Consider the following 12834-nt stretch of genomic DNA (forward strand, 5'->3'; position numbering starts at 1 on the left):
GAATGACTGTGGATGTAGGATATAATGACGAGATAGATTCCGTTGTCTTGCAGAGGATGAGTGCTATGAATCGACGTCAACCCAGGGAACTTTGGGTCAAGCCAGTGCCCGAGGTTAAGTATCTCAATGCCGATAATGTGGGACGATATCGGCTCATTATGCGATTTTTCTATGATAACTATCGGAAGTTGAAGTATTGGTTGAAGCCGGAGGAAGTGTTTGCGGGCATTTCCGCATGGAATCTGCTGGATGACTATACCCTCGAACAGTGTCAGCGGGACCTGGATGTGTTGACCGAATGGAGAAATCTGACCAGTAGCCACGATGGTGGTCGGGCTGGGTCTATCGAAGAGTATCTGCGCAAGCGATATCGATATCAGATGACGCCGTATGCGATTGAGATTGAGCGTATGCTCGAGAGTTTGGAGAGTATTCAAGGGTACGGCGGATCGTTGGAGCCGACACTGCTCGAGCGGATTGTCGTGTATGTTCGAACGGTTGCCGAGCATGCGGGACAATTTGCCCCGGGAGAGGCCCTTCAGCTGTGGAGAGATTTGCAAGCCGCGTTTCGAACGCTTCATGAGAACGCCTCCGATTATCTGGCCAGCTTGCAAACGACACGTGCGGAAGAATTAATGCTGACGGAGCAGTTTCTCGTTTTTAAAGATACGTTAACCAATTATCTGCAGAATTTTATGCTTGGTCTTCAAAAGTACGGGGCACAGGTCGAAGGTCTGATTCGCCGGACGGATTCGGCCCAATGGAGAACCTTTCTGGCGGCCGTTGTCGAGGATGAGATGAGAACCCCTAGCCTAGACGATGTGTTGTCTGCGGAAGAACGCCTGAACGGGCGGCTAGAAGAGTGGGCGATTTTGACGCGATGGTTCGTCGGGAGCGACATCGAGGAAAGTGACGTAGTGTTTCTCGAACGCGCCACGAAGGACACCATTGGGCGCATGGTTCGCTACGCCATCGCCATTCAGGAAAAGCAACGGCTTGGCATCAGCCGGCGTCGGGAGTTGGATTACTTGGGGCAGTGGTTCTTGCGCCTCGATTCAGTGGAAGACGCGCATAAATTGGGCGCGGCGGCGTACGGACTCATGAAGCCGCGGCATTTTCAGGGGGAACCGCCGAGATGGTCTGATTCGCCCGATTTGTCGATGTGGGACGAGGCGCCGATGGTGCGGGAACTCACTTCTCGTAGTCGCGTTCGGCGCAAAGCGGGATCGACCGAGCCTGTCAGGTCGCGTGAGGGTGAGCAAGCTGAGGCCAGACAGGTGCTGCTTGCGCAAATGGAGCGGGAAGCGGCTGTCGTCCGAGGGTTTGCTGAACTTGGCAATTTCCATCTGTCCGATCTCGACGTTTTGTCGGTCGAGCAACGACGTGTGCTGCTGTCCTGGATCAGTCGTTGTTTGGTCAACAAAGCGAGGCGATTTCGAACGGCGGACGGCTATCATATCGAATTGACGCTGCCTGAGTCGGACGAGCGAGCGGAATTAACTTTTTCCGATGGTCAATTGGACATGCCTAATTTCCATATCTCCATTCGGGAGGCGGCTAGATCATGAATGCGTCTACGAGACGGAAGGCGCCGACTCGCGCCGAGGTCAAGAGCGATTTGCAGGCCGTCGCGATGGCACTTTTGAGTCGACCGTGGTTGACGAAACAGGATGATCCCGACGCGTTTCTGCTGATTAAAGATCACTATGAATACCTTCGCGACTGGTTTCATGAGCATGCCGGGTATTCGTTGTTGGTGACGAGGTCATTCGCGAAGCTCGATAAGATCCCCGGTGTGTTCCGAAGTTGGATGGGTATTGACGGTTTTCATCAACCCCGAGACTACGCTTTGTTCACCTATGGGTTGTGGTATTTGGAGGCGAAGTCGGATGGAGAGCAGTTTTTGCTCACAGAGATGGTGGAGGCCATTCGGAATCATCTGTTGGGATTCGGTTTCGATGTCGACTGGGCGTTGTACGATCACCGCTTGTCGATGGTTCGCGCTTTGAAAAAGTTGCGATCGCTTGGCGTACTCACGTCCATCGAGGGCGAGGAAACGGGTTGGGCTCGCGATGGGGCGACCGCGAACGTGCTGTACGAGGCGTCGCCGCTCGCTCGATATGTACTGCGGCGATTTCCTAGGGAATTAATGGCGTACGGCGAGATCGACGAATTGTACGAGGTGGAACAAACGGCCGTGGTGCCAACCAGTGGCGACATGATGCACAATGCGGATGTTCGATCCCGCCGGCACAAGGTTTTTCGCCGCCTTCTGATGGAACCTGTCGTCTACGACTTCGAGTGGACGGATGAAGAGCGGCGCTATGTTCAGACTCAGCGGTCTTGGATTACCTCGCAGATGGAAGAGATGGTGGGACTTGAAGGTCGTCGCTTTCGCGAGGGGCTCTATTTCTATTGGCCGGAATTGATGGCGGAAGTGGACTTGTTTCCCACTCAATCTGCCGCGTCAGACGTCACGATGCAATTCGCTGCGAAGCTGCGCGACATGTTGAAAGAAGCGCCGGACAGTTATCCACGCGATGAGAATGGATGTCTACACCTGACCCGCGGCGAGTTCGAAGGAATTTTGTTTTCACTCCGTGAATCGAGTGAACGGTACTGGACTAAGGAACATCGAGAAAAATCGACGACGCTGTTGGCGAATGACATTCTTGAGCATATGGTCGAGTGGAACTTGGCAGCGTTGGACGACACGGGCACAGTTGTGCTGTTGCCGGGGCTGTCGAGATACTGCGGAAGCTACGATGACGCGAGTGTAGGAAATGGAGGAGTGTGATTTGATGGCGAATGAACGGTGGCAGATGAATCGGGCTGGGTTTCTGAATTTCTGGTTTTATACAGATCAAAGTTTTCAATTGTCCGATGGACGTTTAATTCTGCGGGGCGCGAACGGTGCTGGCAAGTCCGTCACGATGCAGAGCTTTCTTCCGCTCGTGCTTGACGGTGACAAACGACCGGTGAGACTCGATCCGTTTGGTTCCAAAGACCGCAAAATCGAATACTACCTCCTTGGCGACGCGGAAAGCGGTATTTCGGACCGGACAGGCTATGTCTACTTGGAGTTCATTCAGCCAGCGACGGACAAGACCGTCACGGTCGGTATCGGCCTGCGGGCGCGGCGAGGGGCGAATCAAGTCGCGTTTTGGGGATTCAGTTTGACGGATGGGCGGCGGATTGGACACGATTTTTTCCTTTATGACGTCGATGTGTTCGAACGGGAAGGTGAGAAGATCCCGCTCGATCACGCCGGGCTCGAAGCAGCGATTGGTGCGGGCGGCCGCGTCGTCAAGGAACAGCGGGAATACCAGCAGATGGTTAACCAGGTTTTGTTCGGGTTCAAGGATGAGCAGGCGTATAAGGATTTGCTCAATCTATTGATTCAATTGAGATCTCCCAAGTTGTCGAAAGAGTTTCGGCCGACGACGATTTATACCATCTTGAACGACTCGCTGCCGCCGCTCGGGGACGACGATTTGCTTCCGTTGTCGCAGGTTTTGCAGGACATGGACGAAATCAGCGATAGATTGGATGAACTGATGTTGCATCAGGACGCGGCGAAGCGGCTTGCGGACGCGTACGAGCGTTACAACCAGATGTGGCTGTATGAAACGGCGAAGCGGACCGTTGACGCGACGAAGGCTGCCGACGACGCGTTCCAGGCGGCGGAGGAACAGGTCGCGCTGTTGAAGCTGGCGGAGGCCGAGAGAGAAGAGACGGACCAGGCGTTTGTTCAGGCCACAAAGGATCGGGACAAGACGGAGACGGAACTCGAGTTGCTCAAGCGTTCCGAGGGCATGGAGCTTCGAATCGAGCTGGATGGCACGCAAAATCGAGTGAAAGACACAGCGCGCGAGCTAAAAGATACGGAAGAGCGTATCGCGCAAAACAAGGAGGAAGTGAGACGAAAGCAGGTTCGGGTTGACGCGGAAATGCGCAAACTCGAAGACGAGGAGCACAAACAGCGCGGTTGGCTGACGGACATGGCCGAGATCGCCAAGGACATTGAATTCAGCACGCATGAAGCCTATGCTGGCGGTGTCAGTACGTCCTTGGAGGATTTAGACGAGGCGACGTGGCAGCGCTGGTTGGCGGATGTGGACCGTTATCGTGGAGAGCTAGATCACGCGCTCGATTTGATTCGCAAAGAACGAGCAGAGGCGGATAAGCTCAAGGAAGCGGAGAGACAAATGAGCGTGGCCCGGGAGCGGCGGGATGCTGCGGAGAAAACGGTGCAGGAGCGAGAAAGAGACTTGTCCGCCGCGATTACCTTGCAGGAGGATCTCGCCTTCGCTTGGTTTAAGGGACTGACGGAACTGCCCTTATCCGAGGAAGCTTGGCGTTCCCTCCTCAACGATTTGCGCCGTTACGGCGAGCTTTCGTATGACCAGATTCTCACGCCAGCCAAGGAAGCATTGGATACAGGGCGGAGCAAGGCGACAGAAGCGCGTTTGAAGTTCGCGCACGAGAAATCTTTGTTGGAAGAACAGCGAACACAGTTAGAACGCGAGTTGGAGGAGTGGCGCACCTTTAAGGAAGCCGAACCACCTCGGACGGGCGCGAGATCTGACACGCGCAATCGGCGGGTGGCTCTGGCAGCAGACAAGCGCATTTCAGGCGCGCCACTGTACAAAGTATGCGAGTTCCGTGATTCGGTGGACGAGCCTACCCGGGCTGCATTGGAGACTGCGTTGTTTCAGAGCGGACTGCTCGACGCGTGGGTGTCACCGGAAGCACCTCCTGTTGAAGATGGCGACGAAGACGGATGGATTCGACCGAACCCTGCTGTTTTTGGTTACACGCTGGCTGACTATCTGATGCCGACACCGTCGGAGGAAAGTGGGTTGACGCCGCAATTCGTGGAAGACGTGCTTCGCACGATTCTGATTGCGAATCCGGATTCGGTTGAGGATGCCAACACAGCGGCCGTGACGACCTTCGGCCAGTACATGCTGGGACCCTTGGTGGGGCAGAGTGCGAGCAAACCGAGCGCGGAATGGATTGGCTTTGAAGCGCGCAAACGTTCCCGGCAGGCGGCGATGGAGCGATTGAAGGAAGATATTTCTGCGCTGACGGATCGGATTGGGGAACTAGATAGAGACATTGCCGAGATAGAGTGCCGTATTCGCGCAATGCACGCAGAGTTTGCGGCTTTTCCCTCCGAAGAGCCTCTCAGAACACATCTTGCTCAGCTCGAGACTGCCAAACGCGATTTTGCGCACGCGAGAGACGTGGAAGCAAAGCAAACAGACGCGTTCAAGATGCAGCAGGCCGCCTGGCAAAAGGTGAAGGAAATCTTGGTCTCATATATCTCCCGGTGGGATGCACTGCGAATCGAATCGGACTTTCAGCATGCGCTCGGCTTGTTGCGCAGCTATGAACAAACATGTCAATCATGCCGAATGAGCGCGCGATTGTCTGCGCGAATGCGTTTGGAAATGGGGTATTTGAAGGACGAGATCGACAGACTGGAGCAGCACATCGACGAAGACATGTCGACCGAGACAGAATTGCGCCGCCGTTTGTCCGGTTTGCAGACGACCATCACGTCGCTGCGAGCGCGTTTGGAGGCGTTAGGCGCGCTCAATGTACATGATCAAGAGCACCAACTGAAGGAACGCTTGGAGATGTTGCGCAGGCACATTGAGACGCTGCAGGACATGAAGGTGGAACGGGCGACGAAGGTGACGCGCCTCCAAGAGCGGCTGCGGGAGAAACGGGAGGTATTGGATAAAAGTGAGCGTGTACTCGAAGCGTGTATCGAGCGTTTTCGTCAGGAATGGCAACTTGGTTTAACGGTTCACGGTAGGGCAGATGGGGACGAAACGATGGCGCTTAGCGGGCGTCAGGAAGTGATTCAAGCGGCGCGCAAGGCCTTTCGTGCGTTGCGCGGTGTTTGTGAAGCTCGAAATATCCAGTCCATCACGGATCAGTTGCGAGAGGTATTTGCCGTCGAAAAAAACACGCTTCTTGACTATTCGCTGGAGTCGCGGTTCGACGAATCGCTGGAGCGGCTGTTTGTCGAATCGAGGCGGGATAGAAATCACTCTTGGACACCATTTCGCATCCATCAGGAGTTGACGCGAATGGTGGAAGAGCAGCGGATTTTGATCAGCGAGAAGGACCGCGAGTTGTACGAACAGATTCTGATTCACAGCGTCGGTCGTGCGATACGAGACAAGATTAACCGCGCGGAACGCTGGGTCAAAGAAATGAACCATTTTATGTCACTCCGGAACACGTCGAGCGGTATGGTGTTGTCCTTGGACTGGAAGCCTCGTCCTGCCCGTGGTGAGCGAGAATTGGACACGGAGCGGCTCGTTTATTTGCTCCGCAAGAGCCCCAGCACGTTGTTGGACGAAGAAATGGAAGATATGATTGAGCATTTTCGTTCCCGCATACGCATGGCGAAAGAAGAGTCCGAATCTGGAGAAACACTGCGGAGCTTGATTCGTGAATTCCTAGATTATCGGAATTGGTTTTCGTTCACGTTGTATTATCGCAAAGGCGGTATGGCGTCTCGGAGAGAGTTGACGGATTCGCAATTTAACGTGCTGAGCGGCGGTGAAAAGGCGATGGCGATGTACATTCCTTTGTTTGCGGCGACCGATTCGAGGTTTAACGATTCTCGTCCAGACGCGCCGCGTCTCATTTCACTCGACGAAGCGTTTGCTGGTGTGGACGAAGAAAATATGCGCGATATGTTCGAATTGTTGACTGATATGAAGTTCGACTATATGATGACAAGCCAACAACTCTGGGGATGTTACGACACCGTTCCAGCGTTGTCCATCTACGAGATCTTCCGACCCGGCGACGTCGACTTCGTCACGGTGATTCCATATTATTGGAATGGACATTCGAGACGCATCGTGGATGGTGACGATTGGAGTTCGGCTCAGGAAGCTGCAGCTACGGTTGAACCGGTTCTCGAATGATACCGAGCGTAAGGCGGGTCTGGGGGAATACGATGGACGAATTGATGACGTATCTTCAGCAGCCCGGGTTCGAGCGATTGTGGCGAGCGGTCGCGGATAAATACCAGAGACACGGGAGAGTTGGCGGGCGCGTTCAGCTCACAGGGCTATCCGACGAAGAGATAGACGCATTGTCAGGGCTTTTAGCTGTGAATCTCGATGGGCGGACAGAGGTTGCGATTCAATTATCGAAGATTGATGAGGCGCTTTTGAACAGCAAGTTTCGCATTGGAGTGGCGGACGTCTTGGTACGTCTGTTTCCAGATATGCGCACACGGGAAGAGCAACTGGCTGAGGCGTCGGCCAGTTGGACCGCCTTTCGCGATTGGGCGAAAGCAGGCGTTCATCGTCCGGCAGTGCTTGATTGGATTGAGAGATTGAGCGAGGGAAACGCTCCTGGCTATCGAACCTACATGGACTGTTATCGGGCTTATCAACGAATAGGTCGATGCGACGATTGGCGCATCGCGATGAAAGCTTTGGAGGTATCTCTTTCGCCGCATCGCGTGTGGAGGCTGCCTGTGTTTGCGGCTGAGGTCACGGGAGATCCCCATGGGTTGGACCGGAATACACTTGCGGGTAAGGTGTTCTATTGGGGATTGGTCGCGTTGACGGCCGATTCCGATGCTGCAGATAGCTCCTTAATAAGCGCACTGCAGCCGACCGCCACGTCTGATTCGGAACATGTTGACGATCTCGAATCGACCGATACGGCCAGCGACGCGCCGTCGGAGTATATGCGATCAGTCTATATGAAAGCCGGTATCCGACTCGATGACGTGAGTTCGATTGTCTGGGTCGGAAACTGGGCTGGTTTGTTTGAAGTGCCGGTAGCACTTCCGCTGATGGCGTTGGATAATCATGTGAAGGAAGTGCCAGCGGTAGACTCCGTGTACGTCGTGGAAAATCCATCTGTGTTCGCCGAACTGATTGAGCAGCTCCCATTTGGCGTTCCGGTTGTCTGCACCAGCGGGCAACCGTCGGTCGCGGCGCTTCGACTGCTGGACATGGCGGTTGCTGCGGGATCGAAGATTCGCTACAACGGGGACTTTGATGTCAAAGGTTTGCAGATGACCTTGTCGCTTGGCAACCGATACGGGGATGCGTTCGAGCCGTGGTATATGGATGTGTATACGTACCGGTTGGCGAGCAATGAGAAACAGCCGGAACTGTCTGATAGAGAAGTACAAATGCTGAAGAGCCTCAACGTAGACTGGGATGATGAATTGATTCCTGCGATGACACTTGTACGGAAGAAAGTCTTTCAGGAGCATATCATTTCGAAGCTATTGAGTGACTTTTGAGGAGCGGCTGGCATGACCGATTCTCGTGCGCTCTTGGCCGGATTTTCGCAACGGATGGTCGGTGCGCCATTTTGAAATTCATCAACGAACACCTCGGGCAATCGGTTTCATGACGACCTCCATCACGATTTGCTCGTGTGACGTATGATAAATGAATTTTTTATCTCTTGCAGCCTTGAGGGCTTGAAGCGCCTCCTGAGAATCCGTTAGAGGACGAATAAGCGCTACCTCATCAACATAAAGCTTTCCATCCTGAACGCGGGATTGTAAATCTTCCAGATATACGAATTGATTGGGGTACACTTTACGAACATCCGACCACAACATCGCTATCACCGTCCCGCATATTTTGGTCGTCTTTCTTGTGTTGTGTGAATCGATGGGGCTATCCTGTCTAATACCGCAATTCGATACGCTATTCCATTGACCTGCTTCCTCAAACTAAGCTTCGGTCTATTCAGATTATAGCGCTGGAAGGACCACATGAGTATGGCATAATATGTGAGTTCTTTAGTGTTGAGTAACTATTCGGACTGAAATTGCGCTGAGTAATGAAGAGAAGGTGGGAGAGATATGTATGAATTTTCGAATTAGTGGAATGTTGTAACATAACTATTAGAGTGTTCTGACGGCTAAAGGCCGTGCTTATCATCCATCGAAAACGGCAACGCACATTTATCAGATGTTCGCAATGATGGACCCATAAAAGGGGGCCGTGAGTGTCTAAGCCGGCAGTACAGCCTATTAGGCACAATAATGCACATTGTTGGGTGAAAACTCCAAGTTCGTGGTGGAAAGGAGGTTTCTGGAGTGAAAAAGCCGAATCTGAAAAATCAGCAAAAGCGCATCACCATCGCGCTCAGGCTTACGGTTGCATCGTCGCGACACAAGTAACAAACCCGTGTGGATGGAGTGCGCTAGGTGCGCTCCATCCCCCCATCCTTGAACAGAGGTGCGAACATGGCCGTCAAATCCATCAAAGTGAAACTTCGTCTCGACGATATGCCGGAGATTCGGGCCGGTCTATGGAAACTTCATAAGGAAGTCAATGCGGGGGTTCGATATTACACGGAATGGCTCAGTCTTCTCCGTCAAGAGAACTTGTATCGAAGAAGTCCGAATGGGGACGGAGAGCAAGAATGTGATAAGACTGCAGAAGAATGCAAAGCCGAATTGTTGGAGCGGCTGCGCGCGCGTCAAGTGGAGAATGGACACCGTGGTCCGGCGGGATCGGACGATGAATTGCTGCAGTTGGCGCGTCAACTCTATGAGTTGTTGGTTCCGCAGGCGATAGGTGCGAAAGGCGACGCGCAGCAAATTGCCCGCAAATTTTTGAGCCCCTTGGCCGACAAGGACGCAGTTGGTGGGCTTGGAATCGCGAAGGCGGGGAACAAACCGCGGTGGGTTCGCATGCGCGAAGCGGGGGAACCAGGCTGGGAAGAGGAGAAGGAGAAGGCTGAGACGAGGAAATCTGCGGATCGGACTGCGGATGTTTTGCGCGCGCTCGCGGATTTTGGGTTAAAGCCACTGATGCGCGTATACACCGATTCTGAGATGTCATCGGTGGAGTGGAAACCGCTTCGGAAGGGACAAGCCGTTCGGACGTGGGATAGGGACATGTTCCAACAAGCTATCGAACGGATGATGTCGTGGGAGTCGTGGAATCAGCGCGTTGGGCAAGAGTACGCGAAACTCGTAGAACAAAAAAATCGATTTGAGCAGAAGAATTTCGTCGGCCAGGAACATCTGGTCCATCTCGTCAATCAGTTGCAACAAGATATGAAAGAAGCATCGCCCGGACTCGAATCGAAAGAGCAAACCGCGCACTATGTGACGGGACGGGCATTGCGCGGATCGGACAAGGTATTTGAGAAGTGGGGGAAACTCGCCCCCGATGCACCTTTCGATTTGTACGACGCCGAAATCAAGAATGTGCAGAGACGTAACACGAGACGATTCGGATCACATGACTTGTTCGCAAAATTGGCAGAGCCAGAGTATCAGGCCCTGTGGCGCGAAGATGCTTCGTTTCTCACGCGTTACGCGGTGTACAACAGCATCCTTCGCAAACTGAATCACGCCAAAATGTTCGCGACGTTTACTTTGCCGGATGCAACGGCGCACCCGATTTGGACTCGCTTCGATAAATTGGGTGGGAATTTGCACCAGTACACCTTTTTGTTCAACGAATTTGGAGAACGCAGGCACGCGATTCGTTTTCACAAGCTATTGAAAGTCGAGAATGGTGTCGCAAGAGAAGTTGATGATGTCACCGTGCCCATTTCAATGTCAGAGCAATTGGATAATCTGCTTCCCAGAGATCCCAATGAACCGATTGCGCTATATTTTCGAGATTACGGAGCCGAACAGCATTTCACAGGTGAATTTGGTGGCGCGAAGATCCAGTGCCGCCGGGATCAGCTGGCTCATATGCACCGACGCAGAGGGGCGAGGGATGTTTATCTCAATGTCAGCGTACGTGTGCAGAGTCAGTCTGAGGCGCGGGGAGAACGTCGCCCGCCGTATGCGGCAGTATTTCGTCTGGTCGGGGACAACCATCGCGCGTTTGTCCATTTCGATAAACTATCGGATTATCTTGCGGAACATCCGGATGATGGGAAGCTCGGGTCGGAGGGGTTGCTTTCCGGGCTGCGGGTGATGAGTGTCGATCTCGGCCTTCGCACATCTGCATCGATTTCCGTTTTTCGCGTTGCCCGGAAGGACGAGTTGAAGCCGAACTCAAAAGGTCGTGTACCGTTTTTCTTTCCGATAAAAGGGAATGACAATCTCGTCGCGGTTCATGAGCGATCACAACTCTTGAAGCTGCCTGGCGAAACGGAGTCGAAGGACCTGCGTGCTATCCGAGAAGAACGCCAACGGACATTGCGGCAGTTGCGGACGCAACTGGCGTATTTGCGGCTGCTCGTGCGGTGTGGGTCGGAAGATGTGGGGCGGCGTGAACGGAGTTGGGCAAAGCTTATCGAGCAGCCGGTGGATGCGGCCAATCACATGACACCGGATTGGCGCGAGGCTTTTGAAAACGAACTTCAGAAGCTTAAGTCACTCCATGGTATCTGTAGCGACAAGGAATGGATGGATGCTGTCTACGAGAGCGTTCGCCGCGTGTGGCGTCACATGGGCAAACAGGTTCGCGATTGGCGAAAGGACGTACGAAGCGGAGAGCGGCCCAAGATTCGCGGCTATGCGAAAGACGTGGTCGGTGGAAACTCGATTGAGCAAATCGAGTATCTGGAACGTCAGTACAAGTTCCTCAAGAGTTGGAGCTTCTTTGGTAAGGTGTCGGGACAAGTGATTCGTGCGGAGAAGGGATCTCGTTTTGCGATCACGCTGCGCGAACACATTGATCACGCGAAGGAAGATCGGCTGAAGAAATTGGCGGATCGCATCATTATGGAGGCTCTCGGCTATGTGTACGCGTTGGATGAGCGCGGCAAAGGAAAGTGGGTTGCGAAGTATCCGCCGTGCCAGCTCATCCTGCTGGAGGAATTGAGCGAGTACCAGTTCAATAACGACAGGCCTCCGAGCGAAAACAACCAGTTGATGCAATGGAGTCATCGCGGCGTGTTCCAGGAGTTGATAAATCAGGCCCAAGTCCATGATTTACTCGTTGGGACGATGTATGCAGCGTTCTCGTCGCGATTCGACGCGCGAACTGGGGCACCGGGTATCCGCTGTCGCCGGGTTCCGGCGCGTTGCACCCAGGAGCACAATCCAGAACCATTTCCTTGGTGGCTGAACAAGTTTGTGGTGGAACATACGTTGGATGCTTGTCCCCTACGCGCAGACGACCTCATCCCAACGGGTGAAGGAGAGATTTTTGTCTCGCCGTTCAGCGCGGAGGAGGGGGACTTTCATCAGATTCACGCCGACCTGAATGCGGCGCAAAATCTGCAGCAGCGACTCTGGTCTGATTTTGATATCAGTCAAATTCGGTTGCGGTGTGATTGGGGTGAAGTGGACGGTGAACTCGTTCTGATCCCAAGGCTTACAGGAAAACGAACGGCGGATTCATATAGCAACAAGGTGTTTTATACCAATACAGGTGTCACCTATTATGAGCGAGAGCGGGGGAAGAAGCGGAGAAAGGTTTTCGCGCAAGAGAAATTGTCGGAGGAAGAGGCGGAGTTGCTCGTGGAAGCAGACGAGGCGAGGGAGAAATCGGTCGTTTTGATGCGTGATCCGTCTGGCATCATCAATCGGGGAAATTGGACCAGGCAAAAGGAATTTTGGTCGATGGTGAACCAGCGGATCGAAGGATACTTGGTCAAGCAGATTCGCTCGCGCGTTCCATTACAAGATAGTGCGTGTGAAAACACGGGGGATATTTAACGGCAAATGGGATTTCTCGCAATTTCGGACGAGCTTGCGGTGTTTAGAAGTCTCTCAATCGGCTCAGACTGGTCATAGATTGACAGCGCGGTTATGGCACCAGACTGTAGGTGGAGTGAGGGACATGGCCGTACCGATTCGGATGCTGAATGAACTCTCTTATTGCGAACGTTTATATCATTTGA

General features: G+C 53.4%; 6 protein-coding genes. 5 read left to right on the plus strand and 1 reads right to left on the minus strand.

What is annotated here, in order from left to right:
- Positions 1 to 2: 2 nt before the first annotated feature.
- Genes K1I37_RS00440 through K1I37_RS00455 form a run of 4 tightly spaced genes read left to right on the plus strand, consistent with a single transcriptional unit; the run spans position 3 to position 8299 of the window.
- Complete coding sequence (locus K1I37_RS00440; RefSeq protein WP_021296337.1) at positions 3 to 1568, plus strand: TIGR02677 family protein; 1566 nt, start codon at positions 3 to 5, stop codon at positions 1566 to 1568.
- Positions 1565 to 2797: a TIGR02678 family protein gene (locus K1I37_RS00445; RefSeq protein ID WP_021296338.1), complete on the plus strand. Its 1233-nt coding sequence runs from the start codon at positions 1565 to 1567 to the stop codon at positions 2795 to 2797. Before K1I37_RS00440 ends, K1I37_RS00445 begins: the two co-directional genes overlap by 4 nt.
- 4 nt (positions 2798 to 2801) lie before the next feature.
- Positions 2802 to 6956: a TIGR02680 family protein gene (locus K1I37_RS00450; RefSeq protein ID WP_021296339.1), complete on the plus strand. Its 4155-nt coding sequence runs from the start codon at positions 2802 to 2804 to the stop codon at positions 6954 to 6956.
- A 32-nt stretch (positions 6957 to 6988) separates the two neighbouring features.
- Entirely contained in the window at positions 6989 to 8299 is a 1311-nt protein-coding gene (locus K1I37_RS00455) for a TIGR02679 domain-containing protein (protein WP_021296340.1), read from the plus strand.
- Between the two features lie 81 nt (positions 8300 to 8380).
- On the opposite strand, the gene K1I37_RS00460 is transcribed toward K1I37_RS00455, so the two are convergent.
- Positions 8381 to 8626, minus strand: a complete 246-nt coding sequence (locus K1I37_RS00460) for a hypothetical protein (RefSeq protein ID WP_031218537.1) — start codon at positions 8624 to 8626, stop codon at positions 8381 to 8383.
- A gap of 633 nt (positions 8627 to 9259) precedes the next feature.
- On the opposite strand from K1I37_RS00460, the gene cas12b reads away from it, so the two are divergent.
- Complete coding sequence (gene cas12b, locus K1I37_RS00465; protein WP_021296342.1) at positions 9260 to 12649, plus strand: CRISPR-associated endonuclease Cas12b; 3390 nt, start codon at positions 9260 to 9262, stop codon at positions 12647 to 12649.
- Positions 12650 to 12834: the final 185 nt, after the last annotated feature.

Source organism: Alicyclobacillus acidoterrestris (assembly GCF_022674245.1).
GTDB classification, from domain to species: Bacteria; Bacillota; Bacilli; order Alicyclobacillales; family Alicyclobacillaceae; genus Alicyclobacillus; species Alicyclobacillus acidoterrestris.